Here is a 24,730-nt window from a genome sequence, read left to right as displayed (position 1 = left end):
CATTTCCGGAAAAACTACTAATGAAAGTATGATCTTGCCTAAAAGAGGTGAACGGAAATGAAATGGATACTGATTGCGATGCAAGCTTTCGTTATGATGTTTTGTTTCGTTTATGAAACGAATGTGAAGGCGGAAGGGCCAGTACCAGAAGTAACGGAAAAAGAACCTGAGGTTACAATTTTATTAGAGCGTATGTATGTTGATGGAGAAGTAAGTGAGGAAATACTTACAGAAAAAGTAGCGGATTTAGAAAAGTTTTTACAGCAATATAAAGAATGGCAACTTGTTGATCGTGATGATGTACAAATCGTATTACAAAAGAAAGTTGATGATATTTCTCCGTTATTGAAAACGAGCGGATATTTTGGTGTTTCAGAGGAAGGGATATTACAAATTTTCAAAGGTGTGCCAAAAAGTGATAATGCGATCCATTCTTTCTTTCAAATTGATATGAAAAAGCTTGAGAGTTATGAGCGTGCGAAATTGAAGCGTGGTATTCGGATTAAATCAAAAGAAGGTTTTGTAAAGACGATTGAAAAAATGAAACAATACGCAGTGCAAAATAAGAAAAAAAGCAGCTCATGGTGAGCTGCTTTTTCTTACTTATTTTTAGCTAAAATTTCTTTTGCGATTTCATCAATTAGCATATCTTTTCCAATTGGATTGAATGCTTTCGTATTGAAGACTTCATTTGATACTTCATATACGTGATTATTTTTAACTGCTTTATTGTCTTTCCAAACGGCACTGTTTTTGTAGTCTTCGTACACTTTATCAGCTTCGCCGCCGAAGTTTACAATAAACATTTGATCAGGCTGGAATGCAACTAGACCTTCTAGTGATACTTGCGCCATCGTTTGTTTTAAATCTGTACCTTTTGTTGCAGGAAGTTTTAAGTCGTTAAAGATGATGTCACCGTATCCGAAGCTGCCGTATACACGGAAGTTTTGAGGTGTAACTGCAACGAACATAAAGTTCTCATCTTTTGTTTTCTCTTTAATTTTTTTAGATAAAGAGTCTGCTTTCTTATCGTAGTCTGCAATCCATTTGTCTGCTTTCTTCTCTTCGTCAAATAGCTTACCTACTTCTTTAAACTTACCACGCCAGTCTTCTAAGTTTGTTTCTAGAACAACTGTAGGTGCAACCTTTTCTAGTTGATCATAAATTTTTAATTGACGGTTGTTTAAAATTATTAAGTCTGGTTTTAAAGCAGTAACAGCTTCTAAATCAACTTTAGGTGCCCAGTACCAACCAACTGCTTTTACTCCATCTAATTTGTCTGTTAAGTGATTTTGGATTTTATCTTTATATGTATTTGCTGTGCCAACAGGTTTGTGTCCAAGAAGTAATAGTTCTTCTGTTGATCCAGATAAGTCAACAATTCTCTTTGGATTTACTGGAATTGTAGCTTCACCTTTAGCATGTTTTACAACTTTTGTTTTCGGTTGTTCTTTTGCTTTTGATTCTTCTTTTTGAGAAGAACAGCCAACGATAGAAAGAACAACAAGCATAATAGTAAATAAAATAAATAGCTTACGTTTCATCCTGATGTAACCCCTTTAATTAATATTGATAATCATTATCGACCTCTGTATATTAAGGTGCTTTAACCTTTCTGTCAATGGAAAATAACAGAAGTTTCAAGTGGAGAACATTTGTTGGGGCAGTCTCGCTTTTCTATCATTAAATATGTTAAAATGGAATACATGATTTAAGAGGGAGAGATCGTATTTTGTTTGAATATGTTACAGGTTACGTGGAGTATGTAGGGCCGGAATATGTCGTAATTGACCATAATGGAATTGGTTATCAAATTTTCACACCGAATCCGTATGTATTTCAAAGAAGTAAGCAAGAAATCCGTGTCTATACATATCATTATGTGAGAGAAGATATTATGGCACTTTACGGGTTTAAAACACGTGAAGAGCGTTTATTATTTACAAAGTTGTTAGGCGTGTCTGGCATTGGGCCAAAAGGCGCTCTTGCAATTTTAGCTTCTGGTCAAACAGGACAGGTCGTTCAAGCGATTGAGCATGAAGATGAGAAGTTTTTAGTGAAATTCCCAGGCGTCGGAAAGAAAACAGCACGCCAAATGATTTTAGATTTAAAAGGAAAACTAGCAGATGTCGTACCAGATGCATTTGTGGATTTATTCTCAGACACAGAACGTTTTGATGAGAAGAAAGGTTCATCAGCTGAGCTTGATGAGGCACTGGAAGCTCTGCGCGCACTTGGATACGCAGAACGCGAAGTTTCTCGCGTTGTACCAGAGTTATTAAAAGAATCATTAACGACGGATCAGTATATTAAAAAGGCACTTAGTCTTTTACTAAATGGTAAGAGGTGAGTATAATGGACGAACGTCTCCTTTCAGGGGAATCTGCATATGAAGATGCGGATTTAGAATATTCATTACGGCCACAGACGCTCCGTCAGTATATTGGCCAAGATAAAGCGAAACATAATTTAGAAGTATTTATTGAAGCAGCGAAAATGCGTGAAGAAACGTTAGATCACGTGCTTTTATATGGACCGCCAGGTCTTGGTAAAACGACGCTTGCGAATATTATTGCAAATGAAATGGCCGTTAATGTTAGAACAACTTCAGGTCCCGCGATTGAAAGACCAGGAGATTTAGCTGCTGTATTAACAGCGCTTCAGCCAGGGGATGTATTATTTATTGATGAAATTCATCGTTTGCATAGATCAATTGAAGAAGTATTGTATCCTGCGATGGAAGACTTTTGCCTTGATATCGTAATTGGAAAAGGGCCTTCAGCACGTTCTGTACGCCTAGATTTACCGCCATTTACATTAGTTGGAGCAACGACACGCGCCGGAGCATTATCGGCACCGCTTCGTGACCGCTTCGGTGTACTTTCAAGGTTAGAGTACTACACAGTAGATCAGCTTTCTGCGATTGTTGAACGTACAGCAGAAGTGTTTGAAGTTGAAATCGATTCGTTAGCTGCATTAGAAATTGCAAGACGTTCTCGTGGTACACCTCGTATTGCGAATCGTCTTTTAAGACGTGTACGTGATTTCGCGCAAGTTCGTGGTAACGGAACGGTTACGATGGAAATTACGCAAATGGCATTAGAGCTACTGCAAGTAGATAAATTAGGTCTAGATCATATTGATCATAAATTACTGCTTGGTATTATTGAGAAATTCCGTGGTGGTCCAGTTGGATTAGAAACGGTTTCAGCAACAATTGGAGAAGAATCTCATACGATTGAAGATGTGTATGAGCCGTATTTATTACAAATTGGCTTTTTACAACGAACGCCAAGGGGCCGAATTGTAACGCCGCTTGCGTATGAACATTTCGGAATGGAGATGCCAAAAGTATGATGGAGATGCCCAAAATGCTTATTACAGCGGGAATCTTACTCATCGTTGTTGGATTAGCTTGGAAGTTCATTGGCAGGCTTCCAGGCGATATTTTTGTGAAAAAAGGAAACGTTACCTTTTATTTTCCTATCATTACATGTATTGTGTTAAGTATTGTACTATCTTTTATTATGTATATAATAAATCGATTTAAATAAGAAATAGGTGGATATAGCTATGGATATAAATCTGTTTGATTTTCATTTACCAGAAGAACTTATTGCACAAGTCCCGTTAGAAGATCGTGAAACATCAAGATTAATGGTGTTAGACCGTGAAACAGGTGATATTGAGCATAAACATTTTACGGACATTCTTTCTTACTTACATGAGGGGGATTGCTTAGTTTTAAATGAAACGAAAGTTATGCCTGCTCGTTTGCACGGTGTGAAAGAAGATACAGGCGCGCACATTGAAGTACTTCTTTTAAAACAAGAAGAAGGCGATAAGTGGGAAACGCTTGTAAAGCCAGCGAAACGTGTAAAAGAAGGAACTGTTATCTCTTTTGGCGAAGGGAAATTAAAAGCAACTTGCACAGGAACTGCAGATCAAGGTGGACGTCAGCTTGAATTTTCATATGACGGCATCTTCTATGAAATTTTAGATGAACTTGGGGAAATGCCACTTCCTCCATATATTAAAGAGACGCTAGAAGATCGCGATCGCTATCGCTATCAAACAGTATATGCGAAAGAAATCGGTTCAGCAGCAGCGCCGACTGCGGGACTTCACTTTACAGAAGAGTTACTTGAGAAGTTAAAGCAAAAAGGCGTTCAGTTGGCATTCATTACACTTCACGTAGGGCTTGGAACATTTAGACCAGTTTCTGCAGACACGATTGAAGAACACCATATGCACGCAGAATATTACCATATGTCTGAAGAGACAGCGGCATTATTAAATCGTGTGAAAGAGAATGGTGGACGTATTATTACTGTAGGTACGACATCAACTCGTACGTTAGAAACAATTGCAACAGATCATGACGGTAAGCTTTGCGCCGCTTCTGGATGGACAGATATTTTCATGTATCCGGGATATGAATTTAAAGCAATTGATGGTTTAATTACAAACTTCCACTTGCCGAAATCAACATTAATCATGCTTGTAAGTGCATTTGCAAATAGAGATAATGTACTTCATGCTTATAATGAAGCAGTAAAAGAAAAATATCGTTTCTTTAGCTTCGGTGATGCAATGTTCGTTGCATCTCACGCTAAAATGAGAAACAAATAAAAGGAGTAAGTTATGACAGCAATTCGTTATGAATTTATTAAGACATGTAAACAAACGGGTGCCCGTTTAGGTCGTGTGCATACACCGCACGGTTCATTTGATACACCAACATTTATGCCAGTTGGTACACTTGCGACAGTTAAGACAATGTCACCGGAAGAATTAAAAGCAATGGATTCTGGCATTATTTTAAGTAATACGTATCATTTATGGCTACGTCCAGGTCATGAAATTATTCGTGAAGCAGGCGGCTTGCATAAATTTATGAACTGGGATCGTGCAATCTTAACAGACTCTGGTGGTTTCCAAGTATTCAGTTTAAGTGACTTCCGTCGTATTGAAGAGGAAGGCGTTCACTTCCGTAATCACTTAAATGGAGATAAATTATTCTTATCACCAGAAAAAGCGATGGAAATCCAAAATGCATTAGGTTCGGATATTATGATGGCATTTGATGAGTGTCCGCCGTTCCCGGCTACTTTTGAATATATGAAGAAATCTGTAGAGCGTACGAGCCGCTGGGCAGAACGTTGCTTAAAAGCGCATGAACGTCCGCAAGATCAAGGTTTATTCGGTATTGTACAGGGCGGGGAGTACGAAGAGCTTCGTCGTCAAAGTGCGAAAGACCTTGTTTCAATGGACTTCCCTGGTTACGCTGTAGGTGGTTTATCTGTTGGTGAACCGAAAGATATTATGAACCGTGTACTTGAGTTTACAACACCACTTCTTCCAGATAATAAGCCTCGTTACTTAATGGGTGTAGGTTCTCCTGACTCATTAATCGATGGTGCAATTCGTGGTATTGATATGTTTGACTGCGTACTTCCAACTCGTATCGCTCGAAATGGTACATGTATGACAAGTGAAGGTCGACTCGTTGTAAAAAATGCGAAATTCGCAAGAGACTTCGGTCCGCTTGATCCAAACTGTGATTGCTACACATGTAAAAACTACTCACGTGCGTATATTCGTCACTTAATGAAATGTGATGAAACGTTCGGAATTCGTTTAACGTCTTATCACAACCTTCATTTTCTGTTAAACTTAATGGAGCAGGTGAGACAAGCTATTCGTGAAGACCGTCTTGGCGATTTCCGCGAAGAGTTCTTTGAACAGTATGGCTTTAATAAACCGAATGCTAAAAACTTCTAATACATAATTTAAAAGGAGGAACAAAAGATGAATGCAGGTATGATGAATATCGTTATGATCGTTGCGATGTTTGCGATTTTCTATTTCTTATTAATTCGCCCGCAACAAAAACGTCAAAAAGCAGTTGCTCAAATGCAAAGTGAGTTAGCAAAAGGTGATGCTATCGTAACAATCGGTGGTTTACACGGTACAATCGAATCAGTAGATGAGACGAAAATCGTTATTAAATCTGGTGGTTCACACTTAACTTTCGATCGCAATGCGATTCGTGAAGTTGTGAAAAACTAATGTGGAAGGCCCTGCATGAAATGTGCAGGGCCTTTTTTAGTTACTTTGCTTTGACATATTTACACCGAAAATACCACCGAGTGTACTCGCCCCCATTAATGCTAATTGATAAAGTAATTGTGAGTTCGATAAGGTTTGAGAAAAGCCTAAATAGTTAACTAAAAAGACGAGTATAGTGAATGTGAGCCCTGTTGTGAAACCTACTAGCCAACCTTTTCCTTGAGCCTTTTTGCCGGCAGTAAATCCAGACATAAGCATAGATAAAAGAGCGAGTATAAAAATAGTAACGGTTAATGTCCCTTCATTTATATTTGTAAACTTTAATAAAAGAGCCATAATCATACTAGTAATAGATGCGAGAATTAGTAGTGTAACAATACCGAAGCCAATTGCAGTTGATAATTTTTTCGTTCCATCCATTTATGCATTCCCCCTTTTTAATACAAGCATATTTTCCTTTTGCCCAAGTTAGACTAGTTTCTTTTTTATAGGGGAGTCTATACGTAAAAAAGGAGATGTAGAAATGGAATGGATATCAATAATTGGACGGACAATGCTTTTGTATATCATCATCTTAATTATTTTTCGTCTTATGGGTAAACGTGAGATAGGAGAGCTAAGTGTATTAGATTTAGTCGTATTTATTATGCTTGGAGAAATGGCTGTAGTGGCAATTGAAAATACCGATAAATCACTTTGGCATCAATTAGTTCCGATGACTTTTCTTATGTGCATCCAAATTATTTTGTCAGTCATTTCCCTAAAGTATCAACGCTTTCGGCATTTAATAGAAGGTGAGCCAGCTATTCTTGTAAACGCGGGGAAGATTGATGAAAAGAAGATGAGAAAGCAACGGTATAATATAGATGATTTAATGATGCAATTAAGGGAACAAGGAGTTGGAGATATTCGGGATGTAGAATATGCTATTTTGGAACCGTCTGGGAAGTTATCTGTCTTTCAAAAACAAAAAAATAAACAAGATACATTACAGTTTACGCTTCCTCTTATTATTGATGGAGAAATTCAATCTAGTCATTTACAAATGATTGAGCATACAGATGAATGGCTTATTGAGAAATTAAAAAACTTAGGTTATAACGATGTAACACAAATTTTATACTGTAGTTTTCAAAACGGACAATTTTTTGTTGATGTAAAAGAAAATTAGAGATTTATCCTTTGAAAGAGTAAGAATGATTGGTTTAACTAATAATCAGTGGAGATTACCCCGCTGATTAAAGTTTCATCTTATTTCAAAAATGAAAGTTTACGAATGATAGGGAGACGACTTAACTCTTCTTTTCGAATGAGTTTGAAAGTGAAGAGAAGTACGATATAAACAATTGTTGTTAAAGTGATTTCCCATAATGTTTGTATGCCAAGGGAATGAGAGAAAATAATATATTTATGGAGATAAAAACCGAAGGCGCCTGCGATACCGATGGCAAGTCCGCCGAAAATATAGTCTTTTGCGTAAATGGTAAATGTAATCTTTTTTAAAACAGTAGCGTAGTGAAGAAATGTTACTGTTACAATATTTGCAGCGATAGCAAGTGCAACCCCCATCATTTGAAATTCTGGCCTTGATGCTAGTACAAAAATAACGATTAATTTCACGATGGCACCAATAAATGTATTCATCATTGCAGCCCTTGCTAAGTTTAAAGCTTGCAAAACAGAGGTAAGTGGACTTTGGAAATAATGAAATAAAAAGCAAGGCGCAAGAAGTTGAATGAATGCTGTTGCGCTGTCTGATCCATACATAAGAGTTAAAACAGGAGAAGCGAATACGTATAATATAACGACAGACCATCCGCCGGTAATTAATGAAATTCGAAGTGCTTGTTGTAAACGGTGCTCCACTAATTTATGTTGTCTTTTTGCCATTGCTTCACTAATAGAAGGGACGAGCGCTGTAGAAAGAGCGTATGTAATAAAGGCGGGTAGTGATAGAAGCGGGAATGCATAACCGTTTAATATACCGTATTGCTGGGTTGCAACAGAAGCAGCGACACCAGCGATTGCTAAGCTTTGCATAACGACAATAGGTTCAAAAAAATATGAAACGGAGCCGATTAAACGACTTCCTGTAGTTGGAAGGGCAATATCCATCAGAGAATAAAATGTCCCTTTGCTTTCCTTTACAGTAGTGAAAAATCCAGAGCGTATTGATAAATGTTTTTCTCGCTGAAATAACGTGAGTAAAAATAATAAGGATGCAACTTCACCGAGAACAGCTGATAACATAGCGCCTGCTGCAGCGTATTCTATGCCGTAAGGTAAAAATAATTGAATGCATATAGCGATAATGGTAATGCGGACGACTTGTTCTAGAACTTGCGCATAAGCGCTAGGTTTCATGTTTTGTGTCCCTTGAAAGTAACCACGCAAAACAGAAGAAACAGCAATAACCGGGACAACGGGCAAAATGGCCATTAATGGATAGTACGTTCTTTCGTCGGTTAATAATGTTTTTGCTAAAATAGGCGTGAGGAACATAATTCCGATTGTTAAAATGATACTAATAACGGATGTAACAGCTAGTGATACGGTTAATATTTTTTTAACTCTTTGTTTATCGTTTACAGCTTCCGCTTCTGCTACAAACTTTGCGATTGCGACAGGAAGACCAATTTGTGTCAATGTAATTGCTAAAATGAATGTAGGAACGGCCATCATATAAAGACCAACGCCTTCTTCTCCTAAAATACGTGCCATTACTATGCGGTTGATAAAGCCAAGTATTTTTGTAATAAAGCCGGCTATCATTAAAATAAATGCGCCTTTTAAAAAGCTTTGTCTCGTCATGTTCTTCTCCTACCTTCTCAAAATCAATGGAATGATTTACAATAATTTATATGCACGTACGAGACAAGAATGACAAGCATTTAAGAGAGTGAAGTATGATAGTGCTCTTGAAAGTAGTTATTGCTGTCCATTAGAGCGGGATTAAAGCGACTTTTTCGTGCTGAAATAAGAAGGAGATGTTATAAATGTTAGATAGAGAGGCTTTGGTAGAATCATACCGCGGACAGTTACAAGTCGTTTTAGAAAGTAAAGTAGAAGAGTTTCAAATGTTCGGTTACGACCGAGTAACAGATGATGACATTTGGAAGTTTCTCAAAGTGAAAAAGTGGAAGAAGATAGACAGCGATGTTAGATTGTATGAATTAGTTAATGACGTATTAACAGTAAGTACTAATGAATATATGACATATTTAACTGTTGAAGCTTACCAAGCACCGCTTTGGTCATTTGATGAGTACGAAAATAAATAACCGACTGCAATTGGTTTGTTCTTCCTTTTGCAGTATAATGATATGTATTGATAAAGAGGAAATAATTGTGTCTAAGATTATATATAAAGGAGGTAGTGAAGAGGAAAATAAATGATGAAAGTGTAGGGAGTGTAAAAGCTTACCTATACAGCTAGTGATGAGCTAGCAAAAATTATAGAAAGGAAGTCTACTAACTAGGCGTATGCACACGTATAGCAGTGAATCGTAAAAGATTTATTGAAAGTGTTAGTAGCAGAAAGAGGGTACATATGGCAAAGCGTGGTACGAGAATTGCCGCCTTTTTCCTCATCGTCTTATTAATCGGTGGAGTAATTGGTGCGGCAGGAAAAGACATAGCAAAAGGAATTAGTCTAGGACTAGACCTTCGCGGTGGTTTTGAAATTCTGTATGAAGTAAAACCAGCCAAAAAAGGTGATAAAATCGATCGAGACGTACTTGTAAGTACAGTAGGTGCTCTTGAAAATCGTGTCAATGTTCTCGGTGTAAGTGAGCCGAACATTCAAATCGAAGGGCAAGATCGAATTCGTGTACAGCTTGCTGGTGTACAAGATCAGCAAAAAGCACGTGAAATGTTATCAACACAAGCGAAATTAACATTCCGTGATGTGGATGATAACCTTCTTATGGATGGAACGGATTTAAAAGGCGGCGGAGCGAAGCAAACATTTGATGAGCAAGGCCGTGCGAGCGTAGGTCTTACACTAAAAAGCGCTGAAAAATTCCGTGAAGTAACTGAAAAAATTTCTAAAATGCCACCACCAACGAATTTAATGGTAATTTGGCTTGATTTTGAAGAAGGAAAAGATTCGTATAAAGCAGAATCTGCAAAACCGAATCCAAAGTTCTTATCAGCAGCAACAGTAAACCAAGTATTTAACCAAGCTGAAGTATCTATCGTAGGTGGAAACTTCACAGTTGAAAGTGCGAAACAACTTTCATCTTTATTAAATGCAGGTGCACTGCCTGTTGATTTAAAAGAAATGTATTCAACATCTGTTGGAGCGAAATTTGGTCAACAAGCATTAGACCAAACAATTTTCGCTAGTGCGATTGGTATCGCTCTTATTTTCTTATTTATGCTTGTGTATTACCGTTTACCAGGACTTGTAGCGGTTATTATGTTAGGTCTATACATTTTTGTTACATTACTTGTCTTTAACTGGATGCATGCGGTTCTGACATTACCAGGTATTGCCGCATTAGTGCTCGGGGTAGGTATCGCAGTTGATGCGAATATTATTACGTACGAGAGACTGAAAGAAGAGCTGAAAATTGGTAAGTCCATGATGTCAGCATTCCGAGCTGGTAACCATCGTTCATTAGCAACAATTTTAGATGCGAACGTTACGACTCTTGCAGCTGCAGGTGTGTTATTTGTATATGGTACAAGCTCAGTACAAGGGTTTGCAACAAGTTTAATCGTAAGTATTTTAGTCGGTTTCATTACGAACGTATTCGGTACTCGTTTCTTACTAGGTTTACTTGTAAAGAGCCGTTACTTCGATAAAAAACCATCATATTTTGGTGTGAAACAAAAGGATATTATTCCGTTAACAAAAGGTGTAGTACATCCACCAACGAAATTTGATCGTATTAACTTCGTGAATATCGGTCATAAATTCCTTATCTTCTCAATTGTAGTTGTAATTGCAGGTGCAATTATCCTGCCAATTTTCAAATTGAATCTTGGGATTGACTTTGCAAGTGGTACACGTATGGACTTGCAATCAAAACAAGCACTTACTGTAGCTGATGTTCATAAAGATTTTAAAGAGTTGAACATTGATGTGAAGGAAGAAAATATTGTACCGACTGGGGATGACAATAAAGGTTTCGCAGTTCGTACATTAGGTGTTTTATCAAAAGATGAAATTGCGAAAACAAAAACATTCTTCCATGATAAATATGGTACGGATCCAAACATAAGTACAGTTTCACCGACAATCGGTAAAGAAATTGCACGAAATGCATTTATCGCTGTACTGATTGCTTCTGCAGTTATCATTTTATACGTAAGTATTCGATTCCGATTTACGTATGCGTTATCTGCAGTACTTGCATTATTACATGACGCATTCGTTATGGTTGTTATGTTTAGTATTTTCCAATTAGAGGTAGACTTAACGTTTATCGCTGCAGTACTAACAATCATCGGTTATTCTATTAATGACTCGATTGTTACATTTGATAGAAACCGTGAATTATACAAACAGAAAAAACGAGTGCGCGATATAAAAGACCTAGAGGAAATTGTAAATGCAAGTATTCGCCAAACGCTTGGTCGTTCGATTAACACCGTATTAACAGTGTTACTCCCAGTAATTGCACTACTTATCTTTGGTAGTGAGTCACTACGTAACTTCTCGTTTGCGTTACTTGTTGGATTAATAGTAGGTACGTACTCTTCTGTTTTCGTTGCCTCTCAAATTTGGTTAATGCTTGAAAACCGTCGTTTGAAAAAGGGGAAAAACAAGAAGAAGGTTGAGAAAGTAGAATCTGAACCGCAAGTATAGAAAAGATGATGCCTTATTATGAGGCATCTCTTTTTTCGTTTGTGGATACAATAAGATAGCAACTTTTTGATGGGAAGAAGATGGAAGAAAGTGGTGGTGTTATCGCTGTTTTTGTTAAAATAAAAAGATAGGTTAAGAAAAGAAGGGATTTTAATTATGGAAAAAGATGAACGTTTTAAACAGGCCGAGTTTGGTGCTATTGTCGGGATCGTTGGTAATATTATATTAGCAATTGTAAAGGCGGTAATTGGTTATATTGGGAACAGTAAAGCACTGCTAGCAGATGCGGTGCATTCTGCATCAGATGTAATTGGTTCGCTAGCTGTACTTTTTGGATTGCGAGCGGCAAAGCAGCCACCTGATGAAGATCATCCGTATGGTCATGGTAAAGCGGAATCGATTTCAGCGATTATTGTTGCGGTATTATTATTTATTGTGGGACTTGAAATCGCGATTTCATCTATAAAAGCTTTTTCGCAAGAACTAGAACCGCCGAAAGGAATTACGATTTTTGCTGTTGTTCTTTCAATCGTCGTGAAAGAAGGAATGTTTCAATATAAATTCCGATTAGGGAAAAGGGTAAATAGTGATGCAATTATTGCAAATGCATATGAGCACCGTTCAGATGTATTTTCTTCAATTGCAGCTTTAATCGGTATTTGTGCAGCTATACTCGGTGGTAAGCTTGGTATAGACTGGCTTGTATATGCTGATCCGATTGCAGGATTAGTTGTTTCGCTTCTTGTTGTAAAAATGGCATGGAGCATTGGAGCGGAAGCAATTCATGCAACGCTTGACCATGTTCTTCATGAGGAGGATGTTATTCCGCTTAGAGAAGCAGTTCTTCAAGTAGATGGTGTGAAAAAAATTGGTTCTTTATATGCACGGGAGCATGGTCATTATGTTATTGTCGATATTAAAGTGTCTGTAGATCCATACATTACTGTAGAAGAAGGACACCGTATTGGAAAACATGTGAAAGAAATACTTATGAAACAAGATAATGTACAAAATGTATTCGTACATATAAATCCGTATTCTCCAAATTAAACATCATTAACATTTTAGTATATAGATATTGCATCGTAGTTTGCATTATATTGTCACCCCTTAATCTGTCTTGTATAATGAACAGGTTAAGGGGTGATTTCGTGTTACAACCGAAGACGCGTTGGAAAGAAAAAGAATATAATGACGAACGAGTGAGTGAATTAGCAAGTAAATTACAGTTATCGCCACTTGTCGTTTCATTATTCCTCGGTAGAGGACTAGATACAGAAGATAAGATTTTAGATTTTTTAAATACAGAAAATCAAGAATTTCATGATCCATTTTTATTAGAAGGAATGGATAGAACGGTAGAACGTGTAAATAAGGCGATTCAAAATGGAGAACAAATATTAATATTTGGTGATTACGATGCAGACGGAGTAAGTAGTACAACTGTGTTATATCTTGCTCTTCAAGAATTAGGTGCAGAAGTAGAATTTTATATTCCAAATCGTTTTACAGAAGGGTATGGGCCGAACGAAGAAGCGTTTCGTTGGGCGCATAGCGCAGGGTTCTCACTGATTATTACTGTCGACACTGGCATCGCAGCAGTACATGAAGCGAATGTAGCGAAAGAGCTTGGAATAGATCTAATTATTACAGATCACCATGAGCCACCGCCAGAATTGCCAGAAGCACTTGCGATTATACATCCGAAATTAGATGGCGGTGTATATCCGTTTCACTATTTAGCTGGTGTAGGTGTTGCGTTTAAAGTTGCACATGCACTATTAGGCCGTGTACCAGAACATTTATTAGAGATTGCAGTAATCGGTACAGTAGCCGATTTAGTGTCACTTCATGGTGAAAATAGGTTGCTAGTGAAACGCGGTTTAAAACATATGCGTATGACGAAAAATATTGGTTTAAAGGCATTGTTTAAAGTTGCTAACGTTTCGCAAAGTGAAATTACAGAAGAGAGTATTGGCTTCTCAATTGCACCGCGTATTAATGCGGTCGGGCGTTTAGAAGATGCAACGCCGGCTGTACACCTTTTATTATCAGATGATCCTGAGGAAGCAAAAGAGTTAGCCGAAGAAATTGATGAGCTGAACAAACTGCGAAAAGATATTGTAAAGCAAATTACAGAAGAGGCTATCGCTGAAGTTGAAAATAACTTCCCGCCAGAAGAAAACAAAGTGTTAGTACTTGCAAAAGAAGGTTGGAATCCGGGTGTAATTGGGATTGTCGCTTCTAAATTAGTTGAACGTTTTTATCGTCCGACTATTGTATTATGCATTGATCCTATAAAAGAAACAGCAAAAGGCTCAGCGCGTAGTATTGCAGGATTTGATTTGTTTGCAAATTTATCAGATTGTAGAGAGTTATTGCCACACTTCGGAGGGCATCCGATGGCAGCGGGAATGACGCTACATATGAATGATGTAGATGAATTACGTCGCCGCTTAAATGAACAAGCAGATGCAATTTTAACAGAAGAAGATTTTATTCCAATTACAGCAGTTGATGTTTTTTGCAAAGTAGAGGATGTAACACTAGCGGCAATTGAAGATATGCAGAAGTTAGCACCATTTGGTGTTGGAAATCCGAAACCACGTATTGCAGTGAAAGATGCAGAGTTAGAAAGTATTCGCGCAATCGGATCAGATGGCTCTCATTTAAAAATGGCTCTTCGTGATGGACAAGCAACACTGGATACAATTGGATTTGGTTTTGGTGCATATGCGAAAGAAATCTCTCCAGTTGCAAAAGTATCTGTAATAGGAGAAGCATCCATCAATGAATGGAATAATTTTAAGAAGCCACAATTAATGGTACAAGATATTGCTGTAGAGGCGTGGCAATTATTTGATTGGCGTAGTATGCGTAATGCAGAAGCAAATTTAGCAGAACTTCCGAAAGAAAAAATAACAATGGTGTATTTTTCTGAAGAGGTATTGAATAAATTTTCTTTAGAGAGCTATAAAGAGAAGCTCATGCATGCTTCAGAAGTAACGCATTTAGATGATCAATATATCGTGTTACTTGATTTACCAAAAGGAACAGATGAATTAAGTGAGCTATTTAAAGTAGGATTCCCAGCGCGAATTTATACGCTATTTTATCAAGAAAATAACCATCTATTTAGTACAGTTCCTACGAGAGAACACTTTAAATGGTACTATTCTTTCTTAAGCCAAAAAACACCATTTTCTTTAAGACAATATGGAGAACAACTATGTCGCCATAAAGGTTGGTCAAAAGATACAGTAAATTTCATGACACAGGTGTTTTTTGAGTTAGAATTTGTTACAATAAAAGATGGCGTCATTTTTATGGCAGACAAAAAACAAAAGCGTGATTTAATTGAATCGAACGCATATCGTGAGAAAATGAACCACTTACAATTAGAAAAAGAATTGGTTTATAGCACATATCAGCAACTATATACATGGTTTGAAACGATTCGTAATCATAAAGAAGTAGAACAGTTAGGGTAAAGGATTTGTATTTACAAACCTTTTAGATCTGAGGAGGATTCAGAAATATGGATTTCAAGCAACATATCGCAATTGTACCGGATTATCCGAAAGAAGGTATTGTGTTTAAAGACATTACACCTTTAATGAATGACGGTAAAGCATACAAAGCAGCAACAGATGCAATCGTTGAGTACGCAAAAGAAAGAGATATCGATGTTGTAGTAGGACCAGAAGCTCGTGGTTTCATTATCGGTTGCCCAGTTTCTTATGCGTTAGAAGTAGGATTTGCGCCAGTTCGTAAATTAGGAAAATTACCACGTGAAGTAATTACAGTTGACTACGGTAAAGAATATGGTAAAGATGTTTTAACAATCCATAAAGATGCAATTAAGCCAGGTCAACGCGTATTAATTACAGATGATCTATTAGCTACAGGTGGAACAATCGAAGCGACAATTAAGTTAGTTGAAGAGCTAGGCGGAGTTGTAGCAGGGATTGCATTCTTAGTAGAGCTTACTTACTTAGATGGTCGTAAAATGTTAGATGGTTACGATGTATTAGTATTAGAAAAATACTAATCACTATATAGGTAAAACTACGGTGATAAAAAGTACCCGTGAATCTCTTGGAGAGGAGCGGGTACTTTTGTATAATTGAACAAAAAATCATGGTGAAATGTCAGTAAAATCTTTTCCTTTTCACAATTCACAATCATTGGGTTATAATGATAGAATATAATTTATTCTATTAAATAAAGATAAAGTCAATTTTCAATAAAAGGTGATTCGATGGCAAATGAGCAGGTACTAACAGCTGAACAGGTACTCGAGAAAGCAAGTCAATATTTAGCGGATGAAGATATTGAGCTAGTGGCACGTGCTTATGAATATGCACGTGATGCGCATAGCGAACAATATAGAAAATCGGGTGAACCGTATATTATTCATCCGATTCAAGTTGCAGGTATTTTAGTTGATTTACACATGGATCCAGCTACGGTATCAGCAGGTTTCTTACATGATGTAGTGGAAGATACAGAGATTACGTTAGAAGATATTGAACGGGAATTTAACAAAGAAATTGCTATGCTTGTTGATGGTGTTACAAAGCTTGGGAAGATTAAATATAAATCTCACGAACAACAACAAGCAGAAAACCATCGCAAAATGTTTATTGCAATGGCTCAAGACATTCGAGTTATTTTAATTAAACTAGCTGATCGTCTTCATAACATGCGTACATTGAAACATTTGCCTCAAGAGAAGCAGCGTCGCATAGCGAATGAAACGTTAGAAATCTTTGCACCTTTAGCACATAGACTCGGAATTAGTACTATTAAATGGGAGCTAGAGGATACGTCACTTCGCTATTTAAATCCCCAACAATATTATCGTATTGTAAATTTAATGAAGCGTAAACGTGCAGAACGTGAAGAATACTTAGACGAAGTAATGACTGGTATTCGTGAGAAATTAAAAGAAGTTGCAATTCAACCTGAGATTTCTGGAAGACCGAAACATATTTACAGTATTTATCGTAAAATGGCACTGCAAAATAAGCAGTTCAATGAAATTTACGATTTATTAGCTGTACGTGTCGTTGTAAATAGTATTAAAGATTGTTATGCGGTGCTTGGAATTATTCATACGTGCTGGAAGCCGATGCCAGGTCGTTTTAAAGATTATATTGCAATGCCAAAAGCAAATCTATATCAATCTCTTCATACGACTGTAATTGGACCAAAAGGTGATCCACTTGAAGTGCAAATTCGTACGAAAGAAATGCACGAAATTGCAGAATTCGGGATCGCGGCACACTGGGCGTACAAAGAAGGAAAAACAGCAGAAACAACAGGTACATTAGAGAAGAAACTCACATGGTTCCGTCAAATACTAGAATGGCAAAATGAAGCTTCTAATGCAGAAGAATTTATGGAGTCATTAAAAATTGATTTATTTTCTGACATGGTATTCGTCTTTACACCGAAAGGCGATGTAATGGAATTACCACTTGGATCGGTTCCGATTGATTTCGCGTATCGTGTCCATTCGGAAATTGGGAATAAAACAATTGGTGCAAAAGTAAACGGTAAAATGGTGACGTTGGATTATAAATTAAAAACAGGCGACATCATTGAAATTTTAACGTCGAAACATTCATATGGCCCAAGTCAAGATTGGGTAAAACTTGCTCAAACATCTCATGCGAAAAATAAAATTCGTCAATTCTTTAAGAAACAACGTAGAGACGAAAATATTGAAAAAGGTCGTGAACTTGTTGAAAAGGAAGTACGTGGTCTAGAGTATGAGATGAAAGAAGTATTAGCGCCTGATAACTTAAAACGCGTCGCTGAGAAATTTAACTTTGCAAATGAAGAAGATATGTTTGCAGCAGTTGGATATAGCGGAATTACAGCTTCGCAAATTGTTACGCGACTAACGGACAAGTTCCGCAAACAACGCGAAGAAGAAGAAATTGTTGAAGTTAAAGAAGTTCGTAAACCGATGAAAATTCGAAAATGGGATTCTGGTGTAAAGGTAAGCGGTGCTGATAATTTATTAATCCGTTTATCGAAATGCTGTAACCCAGTTCCAGGCGATGATATCGTTGGATATATTACGAAAGGCCGAGGTGTATCGATTCACCGCCGTGATTGTGTAAACGTTCATACAGAAGAAGCTGTAGAACGTTTATTAGAAGTAGAGTGGGAAGGTAGCCCTGAAAAAGAAATTGAGTATAACGTTGATATTGAAATTTCGGGTTACGATCGCCGTGGTTTATTAAATGAAGTACTGCAAGCTGTTACAGAGACGAAAACGTATATTTCAGCTGTTTCTGGTAGAAGTGACCGTAATAAAATGGCAACAATTAATATGTCAATCTCGATTCGTAACTTACAACACTTGAAAAAAGTAGTAGAACGCATTAAACGCGTTCCAGAAATTTATGCAGTACGACGCATGATGCATTAATAGGGAGTGTAGAAAGATGAGAGTTGTTTTACAACGATCAAAGAAAGCGTCTGTCACAGTAGACGGTGAGATCGTAGGACAAATTCCGTTCGGTTTAACATTACTAGTTGGCATTACGCATGAAGATACAGAAAAAGATGCAACTTATATTGCGGAAAAAGTTGCAAACTTACGTATTTTTGAAGATGAGAGCGGAAAGATGAATCATTCTGTACTTGATGTAGAAGGACAAGTTCTATCTATTTCGCAATTTACATTATACGGAGATTGTCGCAAGGGAAGACGTCCAAACTTTATGGATGCTGCGAAACCTGACTACGCAGAGCGTTTATACGATTTCTTTAATGAAGAAGTTCGCAAACAAGGATTGCATGTGGAAACAGGGAAGTTCGGAGCAATGATGGACGTTTCTTTAATCAATGATGGTCCGGTGACCTTAATTGTAGAAAGTAAATAGTGTTGATAAAAAAGAGAGGGTTATATAATCCTCTCTTTTTTATACATTGTTGTATGTTTTGTTCATTTATTTGGAATCAATAGCAGTTTCGGTTATGTATAACTCTCTCATCAATATGGAACAATAAAAAGTAAAACATCCATATTGAATGTGAGGGATATACGTATGCGTATGAATGAAAAAGGGCATTCTGTTACAAATGGTGCAAATCAACTGTTTAACGTGAATTTTCATGATTTTATTTCAAAAGAGCAAAATAATACTTCAATGGAGCTTGCTTCCGAGTTTGGGATTTCTCTTCAAGATGTAAAGCGTTTAAAGAAGCAGATTGAACGTTCTTAGAGCACTTGACAATCCTACTTAACAAACGTATAGTAATTTTATATTTACATATGAATATAACCGTTGATAGAGAAGAGTAAATGAGATACACATGGAAAGAGAAGGAATGTCTTAGGCTGAAAACATTTCTGCATGATGACTGATTGAATGACACTCTAGAGGTTTCAACTTGAACGGCATATATGCTTAGTAGGGATGAACGCATATTTAAGCGTTATTAAAAAAGTGGAAGCATACGTGCTTCAATTAGGGTGGCACCACGGGTATAATACTCTCGTCCCTACTGTTTAAACAGTAGAGGCGGGAGTTTTTTTATTTTTATTAAGATTAAAACAATTTGAGGAGGAACTGAATATGTCTATTCAAATCCCACGCGGAACGCAAGATATTCTTCCAGGCACTGTTGAGTTATGGCAGTATATCGAAGGGCAAGCACGCGAAATTTGCCGTCGTTACAATTATAAAGAAATTCGTACACCAATTTTTGAGCACACTGAGCTATTTTTACGCGGTGTTGGTGATACGACAGATATCGTACAAAAAGAAATGTACTCATTCCAAGATCGTGGAGAGCGTAGCTTAACATTACGTCCAGAAGGTACTGCACCTGTTGTACGTTCTTACGTTGAAAATAAAATGTTTGGTGATGCAACACAACCAACGAAATTATACTATATCGGTCAAATGTTCCGTTATGAAAGACCACAAGCAGGTCGCTATCGTCAATTCGTACAATTCGGTATCGAAGCAATCGGCAGTAATGACCCTGCAATTGATGCAGAAGTAATTGCACTTGCTGTTGAATTTTACCGCGGCATGGGCTTAAAAAATATTAAAGTTGTATTAAACAGTTTAGGTGACGCAGCGAGTCGTCAAGCACACCGTGATGCATTAATCGCACACTTTGAGCCACGTATCGGCGAATTCTGCTCTGACTGTCAATCTCGCTTAGAAAAGAACCCACTTCGAATTTTAGACTGTAAGAAGGACCGTAACCATGAATTAATGGCAACAGCTCCATCTATTACAGAATACTTAAACGAAGATTCAGCAGTATACTACGACAAAGTACAAGAACTATTAACGATGATGGATGTTCCATTTGAAAAAGATCCGAACTTAGTGCGTGGTTTAGACTACTATCAACATACTGTTTTTGAAATTATGAGTGAGGCAGAAGGTTTCGGTGCGATCACTACATTAAGCGGTGGTGGCCGTTATAACGGACTTGTACAAGAAATCGGTGGACCAGAAATGCCAGGTATCGGTTTTGCAATGAGTATTGAACGTTTAATTATGGCGCTAAAAGCTGAAAACATTGAATTACCACTTGAACATAGCATTGATTGTTACGTTGTAGCGCTTGGTGAAAAAGCGAAAGACCATGCTGCAAAAGTGGCATTCGATCTTCGTAAAGCTGGATTGTCGGTTGAAAAAGATTATTTAGATCGCAAAATGAAAGCACAATTTAAATCAGCAGATCGTCTAAAGGCGAAATTTGTAGCTGTATTAGGAGAAGATGAGCTAGATAAAGGCATCATTAACTTAAAAGATATGGCAACAGGTGAACAAGAAGAAGTAGCGTTAGATGTATTTGCTTCATACGTAGCAGAGAAATTAATATAGGGGGAACTTACAGTGGCTGAAAGAACACATGCATGTGGAAAAGTAACAGTAGAAGCTGTTGGACAAACAGTTCAATTAAAAGGTTGGGTACAAAAACGCCGTGACTTAGGTGGATTAATCTTTATCGATTTACGTGACCGTACAGGTATCGTACAAGTTGTATTTAACCCAGAAACATCAAAAGAAGCGTTAGAAGTAGCAGAAACAATTCGTAGCGAATACGTATTACACATAGAAGGTACAGTTGTTGAACGTGGTGAAGGCGCAATTAATGACAATATGGCAACTGGTCGTATTGAAGTACAAGCAACAAAAGTAAATGTACTAAATGCAGCGAAAACAACACCAATTATTATTGCTGATGATACAGATGCATCAGAAGATGTGCGTTTAAAATATCGTTATTTAGACTTACGTCGTCCTGTAATGTTCAACACATTCAAAATGCGTCACGACGTAACAAAAACAATTCGTAACTTCTTAGATACAGAAGAGTTCTTAGAAGTAGAAACACCAATTTTAACGAAAAGTACGCCAGAAGGAGCTCGTGACTATTTAGTACCAAGTCGTGTACATGACGGTGAATTCTATGCATTACCACAGTCACCACAGTTATTTAAACAGCTTCTTATGGTCGGCGGATTTGAGCGTTACTATCAAGTAGCACGTTGTTTCCGTGACGAAGATTTACGTGCAGATCGTCAACCAGAATTCACGCAAATCGATATTGAAGCTTCATTCTTAACACAAGATGAGATTTTAGAAATGATGGAGCGTATGATGACGAAAGTTATGAAGGATGCAAAAGGTGTAGAAGTTAGTGCACCATTCCCTCGTATGAAATATGCTGATGCAATGGCTCGCTACGGTTCTGATAAGCCAGATACACGCTTTGAAATGGAACTAACAGACTTATCTGAGTTTGCAGCAGGTTGTGGCTTTAAAGTGTTTACAAGTGCTGTAGAAAGCGGCGGACAAGTAAAAGCAATTAATGCAAAAGGTGCTGCAAGTAAATACTCTCGTAAAGACATCGATGCATTAACTGAATTCGTGAAAGTATACGGTGCAAAAGGTCTAGCTTGGCTTAAAGTTGAAGAAGACGGCTTAAAAGGACCGATTGCGAAATTCTTCGGTGAAGAAGATGCAAACGTGTTAATGAGTACATTAGAAGCTACTGCTGGCGACTTATTACTATTCGTAGCAGATAAGAAGAGCGTTGTTGCAGATAGCTTAGGCGCACTTCGTTTACGTCTAGGTAAAGAGCTTGAGTTAATTGATGAAAGTAAATTTAACTTCCTATGGGTAACTGATTGGCCACTTCTTGAGTACGATGAAGATGCAAATCGTTATTTCGCAGCTCATCACCCATTCACAATGCCATTCCGTGAAGACGTTGAGCTACTAGAAACAGCGCCAGAAAAAGCACGTGCACAAGCATATGACCTTGTATTAAACGGTTATGAGCTTGGTGGTGGATCACTTCGTATTTACGAGCGTGACGTACAAGAAAAAATGTTCAAAGCACTTGGATTCTCACAAGAAGAAGCGCAAGAGCAATTCGGATTCTTATTAGAAGCATTCGAATACGGTACACCACCACACGGCGGAATCGCATTAGGTTTAGATCGTCTTGTTATGTTACTTGCAGGCCGTACGAACCTTCGTGATACAATTGCATTCCCAAAAACAGCAAGCGCAAGCTGCTTATTAACAGAAGCTCCAAGCCCAGTTGCAGAAGCACAGCTTGAAGAGTTAAACTTAAAATTAAGCTTAAAAGAAGAAAAGTAAGAATAGGGTCTAGATGGTTATACTATAACCATCTAGACTTTTTTAATGGATAATTAAAAGAAGAAACAAAATCCCGGTTTACACTATGTTTTCATTATCGAAATATGTATTTTTAGGAATTCTATAACTTTTTCTATACAAATAGTCGGAAAAACGCTAGAATACATGGTAGACCATTTTTGTAATAGGAGTGTAGAGCTGAATGTTACATCAATTTTCACGTAATGAATTAGCCTTCGGTAAAGAAGGACTTGAAATATTAAAAAATAGTACAGTCGGTATTTTAGGAATTGGCGGCGTAGGTTCATTTTCAGCTGAAGCGTTAGCGCGTTCTGGAGTAGGACGTCTCGTATTAGTTGATAAAGACGTTGTAGATATTACAAACGTAAACCGTCAAATTCACGCTTTAGTATCTACTGTAGGACGTTCAAAAGTAGAATTAATGAAAGAGCGTATTGCAGACATTAATCCGGAATGTGAAGTAATTGGATTAGAAATGTTTTATACAGATGAAACATATGAAGAGTTCTTTAAACACGGTTTAGATTTCGTAGTGGATGCATCTGATACGATTACGTTCAAAATCCATTTAATTAAACAATGTTTACGTCGTAAAATTAAAATTATCTCATGTATGGGTGCAGCAAATAAAATGGACCCAACTCGTTTCCGTATTGCGGACATTTCTAAAACACATACAGATCCAATTGCGAAAGTAATTCGTACGAAGCTTCGTAAAGAGGGTATTAAAAAAGGTGTAAAAGTTGTCTTCTCTGACGAAAACCCAATCGTAATTCGTGAAGAAGTACGTAAAGAAATCGTACCAGACGAGAATGCAAAAATTCGTAAAGCGAAATTACCGCCTTCATCAAATGCATTCGTACCATCTGTGGCAGGCTTAATTATGGCAAGTCACGTTGTACGTGAACGTATTAAAAATGTAGAAGTGAAACGTGTAGGGCAAGAATAAAAGAAAAGCATATATCCATTTTGGATATATGCTTTTTTATATGTATTAAAGAAATATGGATATTTGCATCACTACTAGTTCAAATGTAAGTAAGGTTAGTAAGTAATAATCATATTTATCTGATTTATAGGCGGATGTCTTTTTTAGACTGTTAATGGTGAAAAGAGCTAAAGTCAGGACGAGAAGGCCAAGAGTTATTTTGAAGATTATTAATGAAATAGCAACCATCTCCCTTTAAAGATATATGGTTATAATAACATTTTAGTAAAAATTATCCAATATGTTTTAGGAGTTTTCTTGTATGACAGGGAGTAATGTTATTGTAAATCTTTGTCATTAAATCGATCTCCTTTATTGAATCGTTGATATATTGCAAGTTGTGATAGATATATTTGAAAAATCGTTGATATATTGCAAGTTGTGATAGATATATTCGAAAAACCGTTGATATAAATTCATTTACCGACATGTATATATATATATGGTTTACCGAAAACAAACAAGGATGTCACTTAGTCAAAAAAGTGACATCCTTGTTTTTAATTCTCTGCAGAATATATAATATCTAAATTTCCATTTTGATCTGTCTTGAAAATGGGAGCAATCTGTTCTTCTTGTTCTTCAACCGAAACAAGTTTTCGAGCGCGATCCATAATTCGAACAAGCATCGCGTAATCTTCTTCGATTGCTTGTTGTTTTTTTGTGAGTACCGCTAATTTCGTTTCAAGTTCATGATTCGTTTTTTGCAGAGAAGTGAGCTGAGCTTGTAATACATCATTTTCAGTTTGCAACTTTGCAAGTGAAGGATTGTTATGTTCTAAATTTTGTAAAAATGAGATGACATTTTGCATTGTAAGATCTTGTTTACTTGGCGTAATATCTTCTGAAAAATCGGCGTCAATTACGAGTTGTTTCGTTTTCGTGAACCGATCTTTTTCTATATTAGCTTCAGAACGTTTTAATTCTTTACGTTGTTTTTTTGCAAGCTGCACCGCATCTTCGTAATTCGGTCTTACTTCAGCATTCCATCTAAAACCACAAGCTGCGGAAGTGCGGTTTAAAGCGTCGCCAACTTCATCAAACGCTTTTATTTGTGTACTTCCGCTGCGAATATGTCGCAAAACAGTTTCTGCTAAAAGGAGATCATCTTCTTTTGTCCATGCATCTTGACGTGTTTTCATAAGCGAAGCCTCCATAATGGTGACGTTTTCGTTT

At 37.2% G+C, this 24,730-nt stretch carries 23 protein-coding genes and 1 other annotated feature; of the genes, 19 read left to right on the top strand and 4 right to left on the bottom strand.

Features of this window, described 5'->3' with window-relative positions:
- The first annotated feature begins 57 nt into the window (after positions 1 to 57).
- Positions 58 to 588 carry a BofC C-terminal domain-containing protein gene (locus MHH27_RS22730; protein WP_000871172.1) on the top strand — a complete coding sequence of 177 codons (531 nt, stop codon included), beginning with the start codon at positions 58 to 60 and terminating at the stop codon, positions 586 to 588.
- Between the two features lie 11 nt (positions 589 to 599).
- Here MHH27_RS22730 and MHH27_RS22725 read toward each other — a convergent pair whose 3' ends face one another.
- Positions 600 to 1,544 carry an iron-hydroxamate ABC transporter substrate-binding protein gene (locus tag MHH27_RS22725; RefSeq protein ID WP_000823606.1) on the bottom strand — a complete coding sequence of 315 codons (945 nt, stop codon included), beginning with the start codon at positions 1,542 to 1,544 and terminating at the stop codon, positions 600 to 602.
- A gap of 188 nt (positions 1,545 to 1,732) precedes the next feature.
- Here MHH27_RS22725 and ruvA point away from each other — a divergent pair, with 188 nt between their 5' ends.
- The 6 genes from ruvA to yajC are packed head-to-tail and all read left to right on the top strand — an operon-like array spanning position 1,733 to position 6,072.
- Positions 1,733 to 2,350: a Holliday junction DNA helicase RuvA gene (gene ruvA, locus MHH27_RS22720; RefSeq protein ID WP_000464511.1), complete on the top strand. Its 618-nt coding sequence runs from the start codon at positions 1,733 to 1,735 to the stop codon at positions 2,348 to 2,350.
- 5 nt (positions 2,351 to 2,355) lie between these two features.
- Positions 2,356 to 3,357 (top strand): Holliday junction branch migration DNA helicase RuvB, encoded by a 1,002-nt coding sequence (gene ruvB / locus MHH27_RS22715; RefSeq protein ID WP_340944117.1) that lies wholly within the window; start codon positions 2,356 to 2,358, stop codon positions 3,355 to 3,357.
- Positions 3,354 to 3,554, top strand: coding sequence for a DUF2905 domain-containing protein (locus tag MHH27_RS22710; protein WP_000970410.1), 201 nt, complete (start codon positions 3,354 to 3,356; stop codon positions 3,552 to 3,554). Before ruvB ends, MHH27_RS22710 begins: the two co-directional genes overlap by 4 nt.
- A gap of 19 nt (positions 3,555 to 3,573) precedes the next feature.
- Complete coding sequence (queA, locus tag MHH27_RS22705; RefSeq protein WP_000354020.1) at positions 3,574 to 4,632, top strand: tRNA preQ1(34) S-adenosylmethionine ribosyltransferase-isomerase QueA; 1,059 nt, start codon at positions 3,574 to 3,576, stop codon at positions 4,630 to 4,632.
- Positions 4,633 to 4,644: 12 nt separating this feature from the next.
- Positions 4,645 to 5,784: a tRNA guanosine(34) transglycosylase Tgt gene (tgt, locus tag MHH27_RS22700; protein WP_000125365.1), complete on the top strand. Its 1,140-nt coding sequence runs from the start codon at positions 4,645 to 4,647 to the stop codon at positions 5,782 to 5,784.
- Between the two features lie 27 nt (positions 5,785 to 5,811).
- The gene (yajC, locus tag MHH27_RS22695; RefSeq protein ID WP_000991115.1) at positions 5,812 to 6,072 is read left to right on the top strand and encodes a preprotein translocase subunit YajC; all 261 of its coding nucleotides are present in this window, start codon (positions 5,812 to 5,814) and stop codon (positions 6,070 to 6,072) included.
- A 36-nt stretch (positions 6,073 to 6,108) separates the two neighbouring features.
- Here the strand turns inward: yajC and MHH27_RS22690 are convergent, their stop codons facing one another.
- A complete protein-coding gene (locus MHH27_RS22690) occupies positions 6,109 to 6,492 on the bottom strand; it encodes a TIGR04086 family membrane protein (RefSeq protein WP_000349148.1) in 384 nt (127 codons plus the stop codon).
- Between the two features lie 103 nt (positions 6,493 to 6,595).
- On the opposite strand from MHH27_RS22690, the gene MHH27_RS22685 reads away from it, so the two are divergent.
- Entirely contained in the window at positions 6,596 to 7,243 is a 648-nt protein-coding gene (locus MHH27_RS22685) for a DUF421 domain-containing protein (protein ID WP_000454821.1), read from the top strand.
- An 80-nt stretch (positions 7,244 to 7,323) separates the two neighbouring features.
- Here MHH27_RS22685 and spoVB read toward each other — a convergent pair whose 3' ends face one another.
- A complete protein-coding gene (gene spoVB / locus MHH27_RS22680) occupies positions 7,324 to 8,883 on the bottom strand; it encodes a stage V sporulation protein B (protein ID WP_098235743.1) in 1,560 nt (519 codons plus the stop codon).
- A 185-nt stretch (positions 8,884 to 9,068) separates the two neighbouring features.
- Between spoVB and MHH27_RS22675 the strand changes: the two genes are divergently transcribed.
- The 11 genes from MHH27_RS22675 to MHH27_RS22625 all read left to right on the top strand — a co-directional run bounded on the left by MHH27_RS22675 (position 9,069) and on the right by MHH27_RS22625 (position 23,515).
- Positions 9,069 to 9,353, top strand: a complete 285-nt coding sequence (locus MHH27_RS22675) for a post-transcriptional regulator (RefSeq protein WP_000886979.1) — start codon at positions 9,069 to 9,071, stop codon at positions 9,351 to 9,353.
- Positions 9,354 to 9,622: 269 nt separating this feature from the next.
- Positions 9,623 to 11,887 (top strand): protein translocase subunit SecDF, encoded by a 2,265-nt coding sequence (gene secDF / locus MHH27_RS22670; protein WP_097821491.1) that lies wholly within the window; start codon positions 9,623 to 9,625, stop codon positions 11,885 to 11,887.
- A gap of 156 nt (positions 11,888 to 12,043) precedes the next feature.
- Complete coding sequence (locus MHH27_RS22665; RefSeq protein WP_000409746.1) at positions 12,044 to 12,937, top strand: cation diffusion facilitator family transporter; 894 nt, start codon at positions 12,044 to 12,046, stop codon at positions 12,935 to 12,937.
- 101 nt (positions 12,938 to 13,038) lie between these two features.
- Complete coding sequence (gene recJ / locus MHH27_RS22660) at positions 13,039 to 15,378, top strand: single-stranded-DNA-specific exonuclease RecJ (RefSeq protein ID WP_340944111.1); 2,340 nt, start codon at positions 13,039 to 13,041, stop codon at positions 15,376 to 15,378.
- 47 nt (positions 15,379 to 15,425) lie between these two features.
- Positions 15,426 to 15,938 carry an adenine phosphoribosyltransferase gene (locus MHH27_RS22655; RefSeq protein WP_000346215.1) on the top strand — a complete coding sequence of 171 codons (513 nt, stop codon included), beginning with the start codon at positions 15,426 to 15,428 and terminating at the stop codon, positions 15,936 to 15,938.
- A gap of 210 nt (positions 15,939 to 16,148) precedes the next feature.
- Positions 16,149 to 18,332, top strand: a complete 2,184-nt coding sequence (gene relA / locus MHH27_RS22650) for a GTP diphosphokinase (RefSeq protein WP_001262795.1) — start codon at positions 16,149 to 16,151, stop codon at positions 18,330 to 18,332.
- Positions 18,333 to 18,348: 16 nt separating this feature from the next.
- Entirely contained in the window at positions 18,349 to 18,789 is a 441-nt protein-coding gene (locus MHH27_RS22645) for a D-tyrosyl-tRNA(Tyr) deacylase (RefSeq protein ID WP_098250903.1), read from the top strand.
- Between the two features lie 171 nt (positions 18,790 to 18,960).
- Complete coding sequence (locus tag MHH27_RS22640; protein WP_003280122.1) at positions 18,961 to 19,131, top strand: hypothetical protein; 171 nt, start codon at positions 18,961 to 18,963, stop codon at positions 19,129 to 19,131.
- A 54-nt stretch (positions 19,132 to 19,185) separates the two neighbouring features.
- Positions 19,186 to 19,416: a binding site (T-box leader), on the top strand.
- A 69-nt stretch (positions 19,417 to 19,485) separates the two neighbouring features.
- Positions 19,486 to 20,757, top strand: a complete 1,272-nt coding sequence (hisS, locus tag MHH27_RS22635; protein WP_000027079.1) for a histidine--tRNA ligase — start codon at positions 19,486 to 19,488, stop codon at positions 20,755 to 20,757.
- A gap of 12 nt (positions 20,758 to 20,769) precedes the next feature.
- Positions 20,770 to 22,545 carry an aspartate--tRNA ligase gene (gene aspS / locus MHH27_RS22630; RefSeq protein ID WP_090977013.1) on the top strand — a complete coding sequence of 592 codons (1,776 nt, stop codon included), beginning with the start codon at positions 20,770 to 20,772 and terminating at the stop codon, positions 22,543 to 22,545.
- A gap of 202 nt (positions 22,546 to 22,747) precedes the next feature.
- The gene (locus MHH27_RS22625; RefSeq protein ID WP_000903182.1) at positions 22,748 to 23,515 is read left to right on the top strand and encodes a tRNA threonylcarbamoyladenosine dehydratase; all 768 of its coding nucleotides are present in this window, start codon (positions 22,748 to 22,750) and stop codon (positions 23,513 to 23,515) included.
- Positions 23,516 to 24,054: 539 nt separating this feature from the next.
- Here MHH27_RS22625 and MHH27_RS22620 read toward each other — a convergent pair.
- Positions 24,055 to 24,696 (bottom strand): RsfA family transcriptional regulator, encoded by a 642-nt coding sequence (locus MHH27_RS22620; protein ID WP_000857709.1) that lies wholly within the window; start codon positions 24,694 to 24,696, stop codon positions 24,055 to 24,057.
- Between the last annotated feature and the right edge of the window lie 34 nt (positions 24,697 to 24,730).

This window comes from Bacillus sp. FSL L8-0152 (genome assembly GCF_038006365.1).
Classification (GTDB): Bacteria; Bacillota; Bacilli; order Bacillales; family Bacillaceae_G; genus Bacillus_A; species Bacillus_A cereus.
This window is presented reverse-complemented; position numbering and strand designations above follow the sequence as displayed.